Raw genomic sequence first — 17682 nt, forward strand, 5'->3', positions numbered from 1 at the left:
AGTTAAAGTAATGAGCGTTAAGGAAAAAGTTTTAGAAGTTATGAGAGAGGCTGGAAAGCCAGTTAGTGCAGGTGAGGTTGAAAAGTTATCTGGTTTAGATCGTAAAGAAATTGATAATGCATTCAAGGAATTAAAGAAAGAAAGCGCTATTGTATCACCAGTCCGCTGCAAATGGGAGCCAGCAAACTAATATACATGATAATTAAAGGGTACTCTTGGGATAATGATAATATCACAAAAAGAGGCTCTTTATTTTTTTTTTGAATATATATTGGAAAAAAATTCTTTATCATAGTTCTGAAAATATTAAAAGAATTTTAGCCATAATTGTGAAATGTGAAATTTGCATTGTGAATTATGAATTGCAACATATATATGATGTTTAGGTTAAAGAAGCTAGCTGTTAATTCATTAATAATTTTTTTAGTAATTACACTTAAAAATATATTTAAAAGAATAAGTGATTGTCGAAATATTATGCAAAAAGTAATAGAAGTTTAATAAAAATAGTTATTTGAAATTCATATTTACATTATATAATTTAAATATATAACTTATAGATAATACAAGTTACCATTAAGTATTGGTTTACTGAAATTCTGAATGTAATTTTATTATTTTAGCATAACGTTTTATAGCTTATTAAGAGAAGTTTTTTTGAGGCTATGATTTTTCATTTATAATTATATATTTTTTATGTGGGATGAAAGGGAGAATTATTATGAACACGAGAAAAAGAAAAAGAGGATTTAAAAGATTTATACTAAATATTATAGCATTTGGTATTATAGCCTTTGCTATTTTTGGAGTTTATAGCGGCTATATGGCAAAATATAATAGTATAAACCTGCAGGATTTAAACACAAAAATGTATATACAGGATGCAGATAATGCGAGCAAAGGTAAACTTCAAGTAAATTGGAAATTCATGGCGGCTATTGATGGTGTTAGATACAAAAATGATTTTTCTAAAGTAACGGATAGTAGCGTAAATCAATTAGCTAATATGTTCATAGATAACAATAATAGTACAAGCGTTAAAATTAAAAATAGTCAATATAAGCTCGTCGACTTGGATACAGTGTTAGATAAGCTATCTTTTGATAAAGAACAAAAAGAAAAAGTATATAAGTATATAGATGATTTAAAATATATTGGATCTCAAAAGAATAATTTAAAAGATGAATCTAAGCAAGGATTTATTAATGATTTATATCCAGAGGCAAGTGAGATATATGATAAGTATGGTATTCTCCCTTCTATAACTATCTCGCAGGCAATATTAGAAAGTGGCTGGGGAAAATCCGATTTGAGCACTAAAGCCAATAACCTATTTGGAATAAAAGCAGATTCAGGATGGACAGGAAAAAAAATTAAAATGAGTACCTCAGAATATTATAAACAAAAGATTGAGGATTACTTTCGGGTATATAATAGTAAAGAAGATTCCATAAAAGATTATGGAGAATTTCTCAGCAATAATAAAAGATATAAACAAAGTGGAGTTTTTCAGGCAGCTAATTATCTAGACCAGGCTAATGCTATAGAAAAGGCTGGATATAGTACAGTAGAAAATGACAAGGGAGAAGAAATTTATTCGAAACTTCTGATAGGAGTTATTCAAGAACAAAATCTTCAGCTTTTAGATTTCGAATGTGAGATGAATTATTTTAAAGATAATAAATAAATTGTACGCATTTTTTATGAATTTATGTTATATTAAAACAAAAAATAATAGCGTATATAATTGGGGGAAATGAAATGAACATTAATTCTAAAGAATTAAAAGATATTGTTAATAGTATAAGAGAAGCAGATGCTTATGTAATCGCTGAAGCAGATAGAAGAATGACATCGCTTGCAAAGCCGCTGAAGAGTTTGGGGAAGCTAGAGGAAATTGCTATAAAACTTGCGGGCATTACGGGCAAAGTGAAAAATAACATAACAAAAAAAATGGTTATAATAATGTCTTCAGATAATGGTGTGGTTGAAGAAGGAGTTGCTTCAGCGCCTCAATCGGTAACTTTAGCTCAAACAATTAACTTCACAAAAGGATTAACTGGTGTAGCAGTTCTTGCAAAAGAAAATGATACTGAGCTTATGGTGATAGATGTTGGCATTAACTGTGATTTTAGCTATCCTGGAGTAATTAATAAAAAGATAAGAAAAGGAACTAATAATATTGCAAAGGGACCTGCAATGACACGGGAAGAAGCAGAAAAAGCAATTTTAATTGGAATAGAGGCTGTTAAAAACGCGAAAGAACTAGGCTACGAAATTCTTGGTGTTGGAGAGATGGGGATTGGCAATACTTCTACTAGTAGTGCCGTGTTGTCAGCATTAACAGACGTAAGAGTGGAAACAGTTGTAGGAAGAGGTGCTGGAATCACAGACAAAGCGTTTGAGAAAAAGAAGGAAGTTATTAAGAAAGCAATAAAGGTGAACAATCCGGAAAAAGATGATCCAATAGATGTAGTTTCAAAAGTTGGAGGCTTTGATTTAGCAGCCATGGCAGGAGTATTCTTGGGTTCTGCTTATTATAAAGTTCCAGTTGTTATTGATGGCTTTATATCAGCAGTTGCTGCGCTTATAGCCTTTAAATTAAATTCAAAAACTAGAGATTATATGTTTACTTCACATGATTCAAAAGAATTAGGATTTAAAGTTGCAATGAAAGAATTAAGCTTAAGCCCAATACTAGATTTAGATATGGGACTTGGAGAAGGAAGTGGATGCCCATTAGCATTTTCAATAATGAAATCTGCGTGTGCGGTTATGAATAACATGGCAACTTTTGAAGAAGCAGAAATCAACGACAGTTATTTAGATGAACTTAAGGTTATGAATAAATGATAAATATTTAAATGATTGCAGGGGATTAAATTAACTATTTATAATTTAATAAGGCACATGAAAGTAAATAATAGGTAAAAAACTACTAAGGAATGTTTTTTTATGTAGAAAAGTTCCGTATTGCAGTATAGCTGATCTTTTCATAAGTGTATAGCTACTTTTTATAAGTTGTATATTTCTAGTCGTGCGAGGAAGTAAAAGATCATCATAGTGGGGTTAATATGGAACTTAAAGAATATGTTATAATAACTGTATACTCTATGAAAATATGAGTATGTAAAGCAGTTAAAACTGATAATATTATGTTTTAATAATTTGATAATAATATATTTGTTTTGACAAACTGTTATAAAGTAATAAATAAGTAGCATTTTTGAATATAAAAATACTTGTTTTTATGAATAAGAAAGGAGAGTGTTTATGGAATTAGGACTTATTCATATTTATTGTGGAGATGGAAAGGGAAAGACAACAGCGGCTATGGGTCTTGGGATGAGGGCTGTTGGACGTCAAAAGAAAGTTTTATTAACACAATTTTTAAAAGATAATGAGACTGGAGAGTTAAATTCTATTGATAAGCTAGGAAATGACTTTGAAGTTTTTAAAGGAGCTTCTGTAAAGAAATTTTTTAAATTTATGAGTGAAGAAGAGCAGATAGAAACTAAAAGAGAACATGAGGAAAGATTTTTCAAAGTTACGAAGAAGGCTGCAGAAGAAAATTTTGATTTATTGATATTAGATGAAGTGATTGCTTCTACTAATTTAGATTTAATCCCTTTAAGTGAGGTAATAAATTTTTTAGAAAACAAACCAAAGGGATTAGAAGTTGTTCTAACTGGTAGGAATCCTAATGAAAAGTTAGTTGAACTTGCAGATTATGTTTCAGAAATTAAAGCTGTAAAACATCCATATGAGAAAGGAATAGGCTCAAGGATAGGTATAGAGAAGTAATTTATTTTTAATAGTATTTTGGGCTTAAATTAGAGTATATGAATTATTTGATAATTGGAGGTTCTAAGAGTGGTAAATCAGAAGTTGGAGAAAAAATAGCTCTGACTTTAAGTAGAAACAAAGTTATATATATTGCTACGATGAATCCATATGATAAAGAAGATGAAGATAGAATAGAGAGACATAAAAAAAGTAGAGAAGGATTAAATTTTAAGACACTAGAAGCTACCAGAGATTTGGATAGTGTGATTAATACAATCAATTGTAAGAATACTGTACTTATAGATAGTATAACTTCCCTTTTGACTAATGAGATGTTTGTTGAAAATAATATTATAAAAAATCCTTCGCATAAGATATTAAATGATATAAAGCAAGTTATGAATAATGCGAAGAATGTTGTTATTGTGAGTGATTACATATTTAATGATGCTATACAATATGATGAAATAACTGAAAATTTCAAGAAAGAACTAGCTATTATAAATAGAGGTTTAACAAAGTATTGTGAGAATGTTATAGAATGTAGCTTCGGATTAATTAAGTATATTAAACATGAGGGGAAATAACTTTATGAAGAAATTATACAAAGGATTTATTATGGCATTAAGCATGTTTACGATACTTCCAACTCCATATGTTGAATGGGATGATGATGGAGTAAAAAATATGATGAAATTTTACCCACTGATTGGATTAATAATTGGAATCTTGTGGAGTATAATATATTATTTAGCGAGTATATTAAATATCTCAATAATTTTAAAGAGTTCAATAATTACCATAGTACCATTTATAATAACAGGAATGCTGCATTTAGATGGTTTTATGGATGTTTGCGATGCAATTCTTTCAAGGAGAAGTAAGGAAGAAAAACTCAGAATACTTAAAGATTCAGCTACAGGAGCGTTTGCAGTAATATCTCTAGTGATTTTGTTCTTTTTACAATTTGGAGGGGTATATTCTATTTTAGAAAAAAATAGTTCTCTTTATACATTAATTTTGATTCCAATAATAAGCAGAAGTGTTGTAGCGTATTATCTTTTAAGCAGAGCAACTATAAAAGAAAGTACTTTAGGGACTTATTTTAAAAAAGGGACAAATGTGTATGATAAGCTTATTATGATAATAACATTGATAATAGCATTAATAATATCAGTAATTTTGTTAAATATTTATGGAATAATATTAGTTTTATTAATGAGTTTAGGAATTAAATTGTCAGTAGAAAAATGCAGAAAAGAATTTGGTGGAATATCTGGAGATGTTGCCGGATTTGCTTTGGTTATAGGTGAAGTAGTTGGAATATTAATACTAGGAATAATCCCGTAAAGGGAAGGGTGGCGTTTATGAAATTAATTTTTGGTGGAGCTTATAATGGAAAATTAGATTATGTAAAAGAAAAATATAAAGTAAGTAATGAACAGATATTTTTCTGTAGGGATGAAAATATAGAATATAATAAGGAAATCATATGTGGATTACATATTTTTGTTAAAGCGTGTGTTTCTAATAAGCTTAACCCAATAGAAGTTTTAAAAGATAAAATGGATTTGTTAGAAAATAAAATAATAATATGTGACGAAATAAATTCTGGAATTGTTCCAATCGAAAAATTTGATAGAATATGGAGAGAAGAAACTGGGCGATTACTTCAGTTTCTAGCAAAGCATTCTTCCCATGTATATAGAATATTTTTTGGAATTGAAGAGGAATTGAAAAATAATACAATTTAAAGAAAGAGGTAAATTAGTTATAGATTTAATTGAAAAAACTATAGCGATTAAGGTATGAACGAAATTAAGTTATATTTGGTCAGGCATGGAAAAACTTATTGCAATGAAAGACAATTATATTGTGGTAAAAGTGATGTTGAATTAAGTGAAAGTGGGAAAGAGCAATTAAGGGAAATTTCTAGAAGGGTTAAATATACAAAGTGCGATTTTTACTTTACAAGTGGGGCAAAGAGAGCAAATCAAACATTAGAAATCATTTGTCCACAGAATAAGTATAAAATTTTAAACAAGTTTTTTGAGTATGATTTTGGTGATTTTGAATTAAGATCATATGAAGAACTAAAATTGTTAAAAGAGTATATAACTTGGATAGAAGACAAAGAAGGAAATGTAAAATGTCCAAGTGGAGAGAGCAGAGCAGAATTTAGAAAAAGAGTTAATGATGGATTTGTGGAGCTTATAAATTATCTCATTAAAGAAAATATAGATACTGCTTTTGGAGTGATTCATGGAGGAAGTATAGGTATACTATTGGAAATGTTTTATGATAATAAGAAAAAATTCTATGAGTGGCAGCCTAGCAATGGAGAAGGGTACGAACTTACAATAAAAATTAGAGAAGACAAGCAATTTGAAATAAAAAATGTATCTCAAATATAGCAAGATAATATGATTAGAACTATTTTGGAGATGCGAAAGAAGATAACGAGGAGAACTATATGATTGAACTTAGTATAGGATTTGTTTTGGATTTATTAATTGGCGATCCTAATAATCCGCTTCATCCAGTTAGAGGAATTGGATATGTGGCTAAAAAACTTGAAGCACTGTTTAGAAGAATCCTTAGAAAGCATTTAAAAGCAGCAGGTCTTATTGTATGGATTCTTACTGTGTCAATAATATTTGCAATTGTATTCGCAATTATTAACTTATCTAGAGAATTTAATATTTACTTTGGAATTATTTTAGAGGGAATCTTGATATATTTTTGCATATCATCGAAAGCATTAGTTGTTGAAGGATATAAAGTAGTTAAGTTTTTATTAATAAATGACTTAGATGGCGCAAGAAAGCAGCTATCATTTATAGTGGGGAGAGACACTGTAAGTTTGAGTAAAGAAGGAATAATAAGAGCAGTTGTTGAAACTATAGCAGAAAATATGGCAGATGGGGTCATAGCTCCGTTATTTTATGCTATGATTTTTGGAGCGCCTCTCGCATTCGCATATAAAGCGGTGAATACATTAGATTCGATGTTTGGATATAAGAACGATGAATACATAGAGTTTGGGTATTTTCCGGCGAAATTGGATGATATTTTTAATTTTATTCCAGCCAGGATAACAGGAATGTTGATAATATTAGCTTCTGCATTTCTAGGATATGATTATAAAAATAGCTTTAAGATATACAGAAGAGATAGACATAATCATACAAGCCCCAATAGTGCGCATCCAGAAGCAGCTATAGCTGGTGCATTAGGGGTACAGCTTGGAGGGGCAAATTATTATTTTGGAAAACTTGTAAGTAAGCCTACAATAGGAGATAAAATTAAAGAAATTGATATCAATGATGTTAAGAAGACTGCTAAGGTCCTCTATTTATCATTTTTTATAGGATTTGTACTTACTTTAATATTTAGAAAGCTAATGATAACAATGTTTTAAGTGTCAGAAATTTGGGTGATTAACGAATATTATAATATAGAGATGTGAGAGTTAATATTAAATTAAAATTAATATATATATTGAAATAGTAAATTTATATTTAAGCTTATAACAAGCTAAAAATAAATTAAGATTGAAGTGGAGAAATTTAATTGAAACATATATGCACTATGCATAGGGAGGAAAGTCATGGCAAGCTTTGGACATGGTGGAAATGCTAAAGAAATAAGTAGAGAAAACAAAATAAATTACAAAGACATAATTGATTTTTCAGCTAATATTAATCCATTGGGAATGTCAAGTAGTGTAAAAGATGCGATTATTGAAGGTATAGATGAAATTGAGAAATATCCTGATATAACTTATTTTGAATTGAAGGATTCAATAGAAAAGTTCGAAAATGTTAGTAAAGAAAATTTGATTTTAGGTAATGGAGCAGCAGAAGTTTTATTTAATTCAGTAAGAGGAATTAATCCAAAGAATACACTAATTTTGGCCCCAACTTTTTCAGAATATGAAGAGGCAGCAAAGGCAATAAATAGTAATATTATTTATTATAATTTGAAAGAAGAAAATGATTTTAATATAAGAGAAGATATTCTAAATGATATAAATGAAAACTTAGATTTGATATTTATATGTAATCCCAATAATCCAACAGGTGTTATAACTGAAATAGATTTATTAAAAAGAATTTTGAACAAAGCGGAGAGAAATAATGTTAGGGTAATAATAGACGAATCGTTTTTGGATTTCAGAGAAGAAAGTTTTTCAATGATTCCCTATATAGATAAATATAAAAATTTAATTATAATAAAATCTTTGACCAAATTTTTTGCGCTTCCAGGTATAAGAATTGGTTATGCTATTTGCAGTGATTCAACACTAAAAGAGAAGATAGAAACTATATCTCCTGCTTGGAATATAAATATCTTGGCAGAAATAGCAACAAAAGCAGCACTTAATGAAAAGAATTATATAAAGAAATCTATAGAATTTATAGACCATGAAAAAAAATACCTTTATAATGAAATAAGAGAAATAGATGGAATTAAAGTCTTTGAACCAAGTGTGAATTTTGTTTTATTAAAAACTCTGATCAAAATAGATTTGAAAAAAGAACTACTAAAGAATAATATATTAATTAGAAGTTGTAGCAATTATGTAGGATTGGATAATAGATATTATAGGATTGCTGTACGAAGTCATGAAGAGAATTACAAACTGATAAAAATAATGAAAAATATATTTGAAATGCACAGAAATGAACAATAATTTAAGTTATGTATAGGTTAATTTTATTGTTAGAATCAGATGAAATATTAAGCTTTGATAATGAGAGGAGCCAGGATATGAATAGAAAATTTATTGCTTCAATAATGAGCGTGCTTGTAGGAATGAGTATAGGAATCTCTAATGAAGTTAATGCAGAAATTAGCAATGGATGGGTCAATAACAATAATGGCTGGAGTTATTATGAAAATGGCAGTGTAAAAACTGGATGGGTAAATGATAAGGGGAATTTTTATTACCTTAAAGACGATGGGAATATGGCTGTAGGATGGATTAATGTTAATAACAAGTGGTATTATATGAGTGAATCTGGAGCCATGAAAACAGGTTGGATTCAGTATAAAGGGGCTTGGTATTATTTAAGCCAAAATGGAGAAATGGTTTCCGATGATACTGTTGATGGATACTATTTAGGAGTAGATGGATCTTGGGTTGAAAAAAATTCAACTAGCGATGCGACGGAAAGTAATGATGAATTTAAAAATAATATTACTATGAAAACAGAAAAAAATGAATATGGTCTAAATACTAAAGAAATTACTGTGTATATTACAAACAATGGAAAGGAATCAGCTTATTATGGAGTAGAATATGCAGTTGAAAAATTTGTAGATAATAGATGGAGTAAAGTCCCTTTTAAAGATGAACCAATGTTTATAGAAATTGCTTATAATTTAGAACCAGGAAAAACAAGTAGTCAAGTTATTTCTCTAGAAAATTTAGAGAATTTAACTGCGGGGAAATATAGAATAGTAAAGTTTAGCGGAAGATGTGCTGCTGAATTTGAATTAAAGTAAAAACAAATAAGAGGGGTAGTATGGATAAAGAAAAAGTTGTAGTTTCATTCAGCGGGGGAAAAGATTGCACTTTAGCCTTGTATAGAATGATTAAAAGTGGTTATAAAATAATAGGATTATTAGTTACTTTCGAAAATAAAAATGATTCGTATTTTCATAAAATACCAAGGAATGTTTTTCAGGACATTTCTAAAGAATTGGAAATTCCACTTATTGAAATAGATTGTAGCAATAAGAATAATTATGAAGAAGAATTTGAGCTGGCATTAAAAGCTTCAAAAGATAAAGGCGCTGAAATTTGTGTATTTGGAGATATAGATATAGAAGCACATAGAAGCTGGTGTTTAGATAGGTGCAAGGCAGCAGAAATTAAAGGAGTATTTCCTTTATGGCAAGAAAATAGGGAAAAGCTTACTAATGAATTTATAGACTGTGGTTTTAAGGCTATAATTAAAAAGGTAAATCTAAAGGCGCTAGGAATAGAATTCTTAGGAAAAGAATTAACCAAAGATGTTGTTAATGAAATAAAAAACTTAGGATGTGATCCTTGTGGAGAAAATGGAGAATATCATACATTAGTTTTTGATGGTCCTATATTTAAGAATTCAATCAAATTTAATAAGAATGGTACAGAGGTTACAGAGAATTATGGATATTTAACAGTAAACGGATTATTAGATTAATGATAGGACTTGGAAAAATAATTCGAAATTTGAATTCAAATGTTGGAAGTCAGAGATTAAAAATTAAATGTTAAGTATTGGAACTCGAATTTGAGGGGAGTAAAGAAATGGATAAAAAAAGTATAATGTTTTTAGGTACAGCGTCTTCTGTTGGTAAAAGTACTTTAGTAACAGCCCTATGTAGATATTTAAAGAATCAAGGGTTAAATGTAGCTCCTTTTAAGGCCCTAAATATTTCATTAAATTCTTATGTAACAAAAGATGGATTGGAAATGGGACGAGCTCAAGTAGTTCAAGCAGAGGCTTGCAAATTAGAGCCAGATGCTTTGATGAATCCGGTTTTGTTAAAACCAAGTGGTGAATATACACAAGTAATAGCAGATGGAAAAGTTTTTTGTAATATTGAGCCTTATAAATACAAGGAACTTAATGAAACTTTAAAGGTCAGAGTTAAGAAAGCTTATGATAAGCTAAGTAAAAAGCATGATGTAATTGTACTGGAGGGATCTGGAAGTTGTGCTGAAATAAATTTGAAAGATAGTGATATATCTAATATGGCTATGGCAGAAATTGCTGATGCACCTGTAATTTTAGTATCCGATATTGATAGAGGTGGAGTTTTTGCATCTATAGTTGGTACAATTCAATTATTACCCGAATCAGAGCGTGAAAGAATAAAAGGGGTAATAATTAATAAGTTTAGAGGTAATATAGAACTATTTAAACCTGCAATAAAACAGTTAGAGGAGATTATAAATATTCCAGTCCTTGGAGTTATGCCATATGAAAAATTTGATATTGATGATGAAGATAGTGTAACTGAAAGAATTAGGAACAAAGAAGAAGTTGGAACTTTAGATATTGCTATTATCAGGCTTTCTCATATGTCAAACTTTACTGATTTTAGTATTTTAGATAGAATTCCAGATGTGACTATACGATATGTGGATAAACCTAGTGAATTAAAAAATCCAAATTTGATTATAATACCTGGAACAAAGAATACAATTGAAGATTTAAGAAGTATGAAAGAAAATAAATTATTTGATAAAATAAAAGAATTAAAAGAGAGTGGTACACCCATTTTAGGAATTTGTGGAGGGTATCAAATGCTTGGAACGTTGATACTCGATAAATTAGGCGTTGAGGGTAATATATCTCAAGAGGATGGTTTCGGATTTTTGGATATAAAGACACGATTTAATGAGACGAAAGTTACAAAGCAGACTAAGGGAAATATTTTATGTGATCTAAAATCAATTAAGTCTATAGAAGGTAGCACTATAAGTGGCTATGAAATTCATAATGGAATAAGCAAGATTGGTAAGAAAGCAATACCTTTTATTAAGGATTTAGACGGTGATATCGTAGGTGTATGCGACAAAGAAAGAATTGTTGCAGGAACTTATCTTCATGGTATGTTTGATTCAGAAGAATTTATAAGTTCATTTGTTAAATCTCTTAAAGAGAACAACGATATTGTTGTTACAGAAGATATAATTATAGAAAAAGTAAATGAATATAAAGATAATGAATATGATAGATTATCTAAACTTTTTGAAGAAAATATAGATATATATCAGTTGAGAAAAATAATGGAACTTTAGGAAGAAGGGGATAGAGATGTTAACGGCTACTGAAGAGAGATTATTAGAGTATATAGAAGAACGCGCAAGAGCAAATGTTAAGGGTAAAACTTTCTATAAGATGACGGATATATTAGAGCAGGCGTTTTGGATATCTGAAGAAAAGGCATATGAGGTTTTAAAGAATGTAATAGCTAGAAAAAATATAGGAAATTCCAAAGATGCTATTATAGATGAATATATTGATATGCTTAAAAAGGGATATGGATCAATACAAGAACAGGTAGATTTATTTGGTGGGGATAAGTATACGAGTGTTATGTATGCGGCTGAAAGAAGATTAAAGCAGTATGAAGGCGGTACATTCTTTGATCTTCTTAGAGAAGTTTATAAAGTCCCAGACGAAGAAATTATGGAGGTAACAGAAAAGTATTTAAAGTTTTTAAACTCTCCAATATTTTCATATAGGTTAGAAAAGGAGACTTTTCATAAGTTTTTACAATCAGACCTAGAGGAATTAGATAAGCAGTTCAATAGGTTTGTAAATTTATAGTATTAAGTTAAAAAATAATTATTAAGCGAACATATCGTAGTTAAAGATAATAATTACGCTTTTAGGTATTAGAAGTAAATTTATATAAATAGAGCATATATGTATTCTAAAGAATAAAGAAAATAATAGATACAATTTTTATACCCAGTTTTTATAGTATTTATGTAATAATATACTATATGAACTGGGTATAAATTTATCATTTTAATACTCTAAGTATTGCTAATAATATAAGTAGAGCTCCTGATAACCAAGATAATTCAAGGTGTACTTTTTGAGCAAATTTTCGTCCAATAACTACCCCAAGAGATACTAGAGAAACTCCTATGATAAAGCATAATACTAAAACTTCCGTATAGTTAATGTTACATAGGCTAGATCCAATTCCTACTGCAAGACTATCTAATGATAATGCTAAACCTAGATAAAATGATTCTTTAATATTTAGGCATTTAGAGTTATCAAAATCAGCTTTTATTTCATCTGCATAAACTTGCAAGACAAATTGAAAGTCAAATATCTTAAATGTTAAGGGACTATCGGATTTCGAGCATTTTGAAATATATGATTTAAAAATATATTCAAATAATCTATATATTCCAAGTAACATCAAAAGTACAAATCCTAAAATTGCAGGAAGGTTACTTGGGAGTATGCTTTTAACTATTGAGCCAATAAGTAAAGAACAAGCAAGTGTAATGGTGCATACTAAATTTATTACTACTGCGCATATGGGTGGAATACGAATTTTCGAAGTACCATAAGCAATACTTGCAACAAAAGAATCTATGCATAACGAAGATACTAATAATAAAGACTCAAGCATAACTATTACCTCATAAGTTTTAGATACAATTCATGATATGAAAGAAAACTACTATTAGTTACAAATTTTGAGGTTTTATATTATTTTGGAATAGATTTATTAATAATAATTGAAATTCCTATAGAATCCCTGTAAACTATAAGAAATAATAACAATGAATATATAATATATATTGCAAAAATAATTCTTCATCATAATTCTAAAAATATTGTAAGAAGTTTAGACGTAATTGTGAATTGTGAAATGTACATCGTGAATTGCAACATATGTAATATATTGTTTTAATAACATATTCATATATATAGCTTTTGGTAATTTAAGTATTTATAATGTAGCAATTTAATCGCAACATATATATCTAAAAAATACCAGTAAATATGCTGTAAATTATATTATATAAATGGAGGAATAAAATGTATAAATTACTTGCACTAGATATGGATGGAACTTTACTTACAACTGATAAGAAGGTTTCAAAAAATACTGAGGCAGCTATAAAAGCTGCAGAAGAAAAGGGTGTTAAGGTGGTATTAGCATCAGGAAGACCATTAGATGGGTTAAATAGATATTTAGAAGAGCTTGATTTAAAAAAAGGTGAGGACTATGTACTTAGCTTTAATGGAGGATTAGTTCAAAATACTAGAGGAAAAATTGTCTCAAAGGTATGTTTAAAAGGAACTGATTTAAAATATATATATGAGATAAGCAAAAGACTCAATGTCAATGTACATGCTTTTTCTGCAAAGGATGGATTAATAGCTCCTAAAACTAGTCAATATACAGAATATGAAGCTACAATGAATGGAATAAATATTACTATTAAAAACTTCGATGAAGTTGATGACAATGAAGATATTATAAAAGTCATGATGATAGATCCACAAGAAATATTAGATCCAGCCATAAAGGAATTACCTAGTGAAATTTATGAGAAATATAGTGTGTTTAAAAGTGCACCTTTCTTCTTAGAATTTACTCATAAGGAAGTAGATAAAGGACTTGGATTAAAAAAACTCGGTGAATATCTAGGGATAAAGCGAGAAGAAATAATTGCATGTGGAGATGCTGGTAATGATTTATCAATGGTAAAATATGCTGGACTTGGTGTAGCAATGGGGAATGCTACTGAAGAAATTAAAGAAGCTGCGGATTTTATCACTGATTCAAACGATGAAGATGGAATAGTAAGAGTAATAGAAAAATTTATTCTAAATGAATCTAAATAGTAAGTTATAGGAAATTGTTTTATTATTGACTAACCACATTTTGATAGGCAATATGAAACAATTTCTTTTTATTATTTAGGAATTACCCATGAAGGCAAAGTCTTCTCAAAGTATAATGAAAATAGTTTTGTTTTTGTAGAAATTTATAATGGGCTGAAATATAAGGGGATTGTGTTACTTGAGAGTATAACGTATATAATAGTCCACGCAAGTTGGGGATTAAAAGAATATAAAATAAATATATTTAATTAATGAAATTTGATGTTTAAGGTAATATAATATATTTATGCACCTATATGGCAGGCTTAATTTGCTTGATAATTAAAAATTGAGATTAGCTATTTGGGAATTATTATGGGTGTTGTGCAAATGAAGGTTATGTACATATGATCTATATTTAGGGGTATGGTATAAATAATAATGATTTATTTAGGGGGAATATAAGCTTTGAGATTAGTCCCAATTGAAAACGTAAAGCCAAACACAGTACTTGGAAAATCGCTGTATGATATTAATGGTAGAATTCTACTTAGAGCTGGAGTAGTTTTAAGAGAAAATACAATTGCAAAAATAAAGGAAATAAATATTTTATCAATATATATAGTTGATAAATATAGTAATGAAGAAATTGAAGATATTATTAAGCCAGAACTTAGACAAAAAGCAATTATAACAATAAAAGAAGCCTTTTCTAACATAGGAAGACTTAATAATAATTCAGTAAGGAATAAAGAAAGTGATTATACTTGGCAAGAGCAGAGTTATTTTTATAATATTGGAAAGATGGCAGTAGATTTAATTGATGATATCTTAAATCGAAGGGATGTAATGCTTGCATTAGTAGATATACGAAGTATGAATAATTATATGTATTCTCATTCTGTAAATGTTGCAGTAATATCCCTTACTATAGGAATTGCGCTTCAATTATCAAAAAAGAAATTGGAGGCCCTATGTATAGGCGCATTGATACATGATATTGGAAAATCATTAGTACCTAGAGAGATATTTGATAAACAGGGAAGTTTAAGTGAAGAAGAAAAAGAAATATTAAAACAACATCCAAGACTTGGATATAAGTATTTATCAACTACTTATAATATTAATAGTCTAAGTAAATTAATAGTTCTTCAACATCATGAAAGACCAGATGGAAATGGATATCCAGATGGATTAACTAAGGATAATATTATTGAACTAAGTAACATTGTAAGTATTGCCAATGTATATGATAATTTATCAACAGATTTGCCGAATAAAAGAGCAATGTTTCCAAGTGATGTACTGGAATATTTAATGTCTAATGCAGGAACAATGTTTGATTATAATATAGTTAATATATTTTGTAGAATAGTAATTCCATATCCAAAGGGAACTATTGTAGAATTAAGTACAGAAGAAGTTGCTGTGGTTGAAGAAACAATACCAGGATTCCCGCTCAGGCCAACTGTAAGAGTAATAGAAAGTCCTAGGGTAAGTAGAATTAGTATGAAAATTGATCTTATAAAAGAAATTTCAATAGTTATTACCGGGGTGAAATATGAAATTGATTAGTATAAGAATATAAAGGCAATCTTAATCTAAAGATTGCCTTTATAACTATTCAAAAATGTCAATAAACTTAAAATTGATAACATCAAATAAACCTTTATCTGTAATCTTTAAATCTGGTATTACTGGTAATGATAAAAACGATAATGTTAAAAATGGATTGAAATCAATTTGTGGTGCTATGGTTTTGATAGCTGAATGGAGATTCTTTAAATCAAACTCAATTTCACCATATGTTCTATTTGTCATAAGCCCACCAATTTCAAGTTTAATATGAGCAAGAATATTTTTATCTTTAACTACAATTATACCGCCGCCCATTCGCTCCAATTCCTTAGCGGCAAATAGCATATCTTTATCATTTGTTCCAGCTATTATTAAATTATGGGAATCATGAGCAATGGTGGTTCCAATTGCACCTTCTGAAATTCCTAAACCTTTTAAGATTCCAAGTCCTAAATTGCCGGAAGCCTTATGTCTTTCAATAACTGCAATTTTTAATAAGTCATCTTTAGTTGAGGAAGTGAAAAATTTATAATCATTGTCTTTTATTGAATTAATATCTGAAATATTTAGTTTTAAGTGAATGCTTTCTAATTTATTTGGAATTATTTCTATTGCATTTAATATCTTAGCATTTTTATTTGGTATATTAATTTTGAAACTATTTTCACTTAGCGGTGGAAGATTTATAGAATTATAAAAAGCACTATTATTTGCGTTTTTTACCGAATCTGTATCGAAATTAACAAGTTCATTATTGTTTACAACTAGTTTGCCTTCTTTATAAACTTGAGATATTTTAAATCTTTCTAAGTCATCTAATAATATAAAATCTGCAATGTATCCAGGGGCAATTGCTCCCTTGTTATTTAGTTTGTATAAGAGAGATGGATTTAGTGTTGCCATTTGAATAGCTGTTTCTGGATTTAAGTTAGAGTTGTTTATAGTATAAATAATTGAGCTATTAATTGATCCATTAGCAGCAATATCGTCAATATGCTTATCATCAGTGCAGAAGCAAAATCTATTACTATTAGATTCATTGACTGCAGGTAATAATTCCTTCAAGTTTTTAGCAACGGTACCTTCTCTAATTAGAATATACATACCACGTCGGATTTTATCAAGAGCTTCTTCAGCATTATTACATTCGTGATCGGTTAAAATATTGGCGGTCCTATAGGTGTTTGTCATCATAGATGTGAAGCCAGCCCCATGACCATCAATAACTTTATTATTAATAATTGAATCGTATATCTTATCAATTATCTTATCATCACATTCTGAGACTGAAGGATAATCCATAACTTCAGCTAAACCTAAAACTTTATCATTTTTATAAAAATCTTTTAAATCCTTAGAGAGCAAAGTTGCACCAGAGTTTTCGAAGCTGGTACCAGGAACACAGGACGGAAGCATAAAGTATATATCAAATGGGATGTTTTGTGAAGAATTAAGCATGAAATTTATACCATCAGTTCCCATAACATTTGAGATTTCATGAGGATCTGCAACAACAGATGTGATTCCGTTTAATAACGCCAGTTTGCTGTATTCAGTAGGTGTGACTAAACTAGATTCTATATGGCAATGGGAATCAATAAGTCCAGGACAAATATATTTGTTAGTTCCATCTACAATTTCATACCCATCATAGTCACCAATACCAACAATATATCCATCTTTAATACCAATAGTATCTACGAATCTATTCTTATTAAAAACATCAATTATGGTAACATTTTTAATTACGAGATCACATTTTATACTTCCATTAGAAGCCTTAATATGATTTATTAATGTATCTTTATTCAAATCAAATTCCTCCTTATTACGCATTTTTATTAGTTATATTCACTGTATCTAAAAAATATATTGCCTTATTATAATTGAAATTTGTGAATATTGTCAAAAGTAAAAATGTTTACAAATAAAAAATATATATTATTTATTCGTG

18 protein-coding genes are annotated in these 17682 nt (G+C 28.9%); 16 read left to right on the top strand and 2 right to left on the bottom strand.

The window, feature by feature from the left end; genetic code table 11:
* The first annotated feature begins 10 nt into the window (after nt 1-10).
* From ACJDTP_RS04380 to ACJDTP_RS04445, 14 genes are all read left to right on the top strand, one after another.
* The gene (locus ACJDTP_RS04380; protein ID WP_026889282.1) at nt 11-190 is read left to right on the top strand and encodes a transcriptional regulator; all 180 of its coding nucleotides are present in this window, start codon (nt 11-13) and stop codon (nt 188-190) included.
* A 531-nt stretch (nt 191-721) separates the two neighbouring features.
* Nucleotides 722-1687 carry a glycoside hydrolase family 73 protein gene (locus tag ACJDTP_RS04385; RefSeq protein ID WP_406760603.1) on the top strand — a complete coding sequence of 322 codons (966 nt, stop codon included), beginning with the start codon at nt 722-724 and terminating at the stop codon, nt 1685-1687.
* Nucleotides 1688-1761: 74 nt separating this feature from the next.
* On the top strand, nt 1762-2853 hold the full coding sequence (gene cobT, locus ACJDTP_RS04390; RefSeq protein WP_406760604.1) for a nicotinate-nucleotide--dimethylbenzimidazole phosphoribosyltransferase: 1092 nt from the start codon (nt 1762-1764) through the stop codon (nt 2851-2853).
* Between the two features lie 420 nt (nt 2854-3273).
* Nucleotides 3274-3804, top strand: coding sequence for a cob(I)yrinic acid a,c-diamide adenosyltransferase (locus tag ACJDTP_RS04395; protein ID WP_078114904.1), 531 nt, complete (start codon nt 3274-3276; stop codon nt 3802-3804).
* A gap of 38 nt (nt 3805-3842) precedes the next feature.
* Nucleotides 3843-4373: a bifunctional adenosylcobinamide kinase/adenosylcobinamide-phosphate guanylyltransferase gene (locus ACJDTP_RS04400; RefSeq protein WP_406760605.1), complete on the top strand. Its 531-nt coding sequence runs from the start codon at nt 3843-3845 to the stop codon at nt 4371-4373.
* Nucleotides 4374-4377: 4 nt separating this feature from the next.
* A complete protein-coding gene (locus tag ACJDTP_RS04405) occupies nt 4378-5136 on the top strand; it encodes an adenosylcobinamide-GDP ribazoletransferase (RefSeq protein ID WP_078114906.1) in 759 nt (252 codons plus the stop codon).
* 17 nt (nt 5137-5153) lie between these two features.
* On the top strand, nt 5154-5540 hold the full coding sequence (locus ACJDTP_RS04410; RefSeq protein ID WP_078114907.1) for a bifunctional adenosylcobinamide kinase/adenosylcobinamide-phosphate guanylyltransferase: 387 nt from the start codon (nt 5154-5156) through the stop codon (nt 5538-5540).
* A 54-nt stretch (nt 5541-5594) separates the two neighbouring features.
* Nucleotides 5595-6200, top strand: coding sequence for a histidine phosphatase family protein (locus ACJDTP_RS04415; RefSeq protein WP_103697655.1), 606 nt, complete (start codon nt 5595-5597; stop codon nt 6198-6200).
* A 59-nt stretch (nt 6201-6259) separates the two neighbouring features.
* Entirely contained in the window at nt 6260-7207 is a 948-nt protein-coding gene (gene cbiB / locus ACJDTP_RS04420) for an adenosylcobinamide-phosphate synthase CbiB (protein WP_406760606.1), read from the top strand.
* 189 nt (nt 7208-7396) lie between these two features.
* Nucleotides 7397-8482, top strand: a complete 1086-nt coding sequence (cobD, locus tag ACJDTP_RS04425; RefSeq protein WP_103697656.1) for a threonine-phosphate decarboxylase CobD — start codon at nt 7397-7399, stop codon at nt 8480-8482.
* 77 nt (nt 8483-8559) lie between these two features.
* Nucleotides 8560-9297 (top strand): immunoglobulin-like domain-containing protein, encoded by a 738-nt coding sequence (locus tag ACJDTP_RS04430; RefSeq protein WP_406760607.1) that lies wholly within the window; start codon nt 8560-8562, stop codon nt 9295-9297.
* Nucleotides 9298-9317: 20 nt separating this feature from the next.
* Nucleotides 9318-9980, top strand: a complete 663-nt coding sequence (locus ACJDTP_RS04435) for a Dph6-related ATP pyrophosphatase (protein WP_103697658.1) — start codon at nt 9318-9320, stop codon at nt 9978-9980.
* A gap of 107 nt (nt 9981-10087) precedes the next feature.
* On the top strand, nt 10088-11587 hold the full coding sequence (locus tag ACJDTP_RS04440; protein ID WP_077839368.1) for a cobyric acid synthase: 1500 nt from the start codon (nt 10088-10090) through the stop codon (nt 11585-11587).
* A gap of 16 nt (nt 11588-11603) precedes the next feature.
* Nucleotides 11604-12119: a hypothetical protein gene (locus ACJDTP_RS04445; protein WP_017211563.1), complete on the top strand. Its 516-nt coding sequence runs from the start codon at nt 11604-11606 to the stop codon at nt 12117-12119.
* Between the two features lie 199 nt (nt 12120-12318).
* Here the strand turns inward: ACJDTP_RS04445 and ytaF are convergent, their stop codons facing one another.
* Nucleotides 12319-12945 (bottom strand): sporulation membrane protein YtaF, encoded by a 627-nt coding sequence (gene ytaF, locus ACJDTP_RS04450; protein ID WP_011968608.1) that lies wholly within the window; start codon nt 12943-12945, stop codon nt 12319-12321.
* Between the two features lie 413 nt (nt 12946-13358).
* On the opposite strand from ytaF, the gene yidA reads away from it, so the two are divergent.
* Nucleotides 13359-14171 carry a sugar-phosphatase gene (gene yidA / locus ACJDTP_RS04455; RefSeq protein WP_103697659.1) on the top strand — a complete coding sequence of 271 codons (813 nt, stop codon included), beginning with the start codon at nt 13359-13361 and terminating at the stop codon, nt 14169-14171.
* 447 nt (nt 14172-14618) lie between these two features.
* A complete protein-coding gene (locus ACJDTP_RS04460) occupies nt 14619-15725 on the top strand; it encodes an HD-GYP domain-containing protein (protein WP_017211561.1) in 1107 nt (368 codons plus the stop codon).
* A gap of 45 nt (nt 15726-15770) precedes the next feature.
* On the opposite strand, the gene ade is transcribed toward ACJDTP_RS04460, so the two are convergent.
* Nucleotides 15771-17540 (bottom strand): adenine deaminase, encoded by a 1770-nt coding sequence (ade, locus tag ACJDTP_RS04465; protein ID WP_406760608.1) that lies wholly within the window; start codon nt 17538-17540, stop codon nt 15771-15773.
* Nucleotides 17541-17682 lie beyond the last annotated feature (142 nt).

It is taken from the genome of Candidatus Clostridium helianthi (genome assembly GCF_045310795.1).
In the GTDB taxonomy this organism is placed as follows: Bacteria; Bacillota; Clostridia; order Clostridiales; family Clostridiaceae; genus Clostridium; species Clostridium helianthi.

Coding starts and splice junctions, on each gene's coding strand:
- ACJDTP_RS04380 (WP_026889282.1), top strand. CDS start 11: ATGAGCGTTAAGGAAAAAGTTTTAGAAGTTATGAGAGAGGCTGGAAAG.
- ACJDTP_RS04385 (WP_406760603.1), top strand. CDS start 722: ATGAACACGAGAAAAAGAAAAAGAGGATTTAAAAGATTTATACTAAAT.
- cobT (WP_406760604.1), top strand. CDS start 1,762: ATGAACATTAATTCTAAAGAATTAAAAGATATTGTTAATAGTATAAGA.
- ACJDTP_RS04395 (WP_078114904.1), top strand. CDS start 3,274: ATGGAATTAGGACTTATTCATATTTATTGTGGAGATGGAAAGGGAAAG.
- ACJDTP_RS04400 (WP_406760605.1), top strand. CDS start 3,843: ATGAATTATTTGATAATTGGAGGTTCTAAGAGTGGTAAATCAGAAGTT.
- ACJDTP_RS04405 (WP_078114906.1), top strand. CDS start 4,378: ATGAAGAAATTATACAAAGGATTTATTATGGCATTAAGCATGTTTACG.
- ACJDTP_RS04410 (WP_078114907.1), top strand. CDS start 5,154: ATGAAATTAATTTTTGGTGGAGCTTATAATGGAAAATTAGATTATGTA.
- ACJDTP_RS04415 (WP_103697655.1), top strand. CDS start 5,595: ATGAACGAAATTAAGTTATATTTGGTCAGGCATGGAAAAACTTATTGC.
- cbiB (WP_406760606.1), top strand. CDS start 6,260: ATGATTGAACTTAGTATAGGATTTGTTTTGGATTTATTAATTGGCGAT.
- cobD (WP_103697656.1), top strand. CDS start 7,397: ATGGCAAGCTTTGGACATGGTGGAAATGCTAAAGAAATAAGTAGAGAA.
- ACJDTP_RS04430 (WP_406760607.1), top strand. CDS start 8,560: ATGAATAGAAAATTTATTGCTTCAATAATGAGCGTGCTTGTAGGAATG.
- ACJDTP_RS04435 (WP_103697658.1), top strand. CDS start 9,318: ATGGATAAAGAAAAAGTTGTAGTTTCATTCAGCGGGGGAAAAGATTGC.
- ACJDTP_RS04440 (WP_077839368.1), top strand. CDS start 10,088: ATGGATAAAAAAAGTATAATGTTTTTAGGTACAGCGTCTTCTGTTGGT.
- ACJDTP_RS04445 (WP_017211563.1), top strand. CDS start 11,604: ATGTTAACGGCTACTGAAGAGAGATTATTAGAGTATATAGAAGAACGC.
- ytaF (WP_011968608.1), bottom strand. CDS start 12,945: ATGCTTGAGTCTTTATTATTAGTATCTTCGTTATGCATAGATTCTTTT.
- yidA (WP_103697659.1), top strand. CDS start 13,359: ATGTATAAATTACTTGCACTAGATATGGATGGAACTTTACTTACAACT.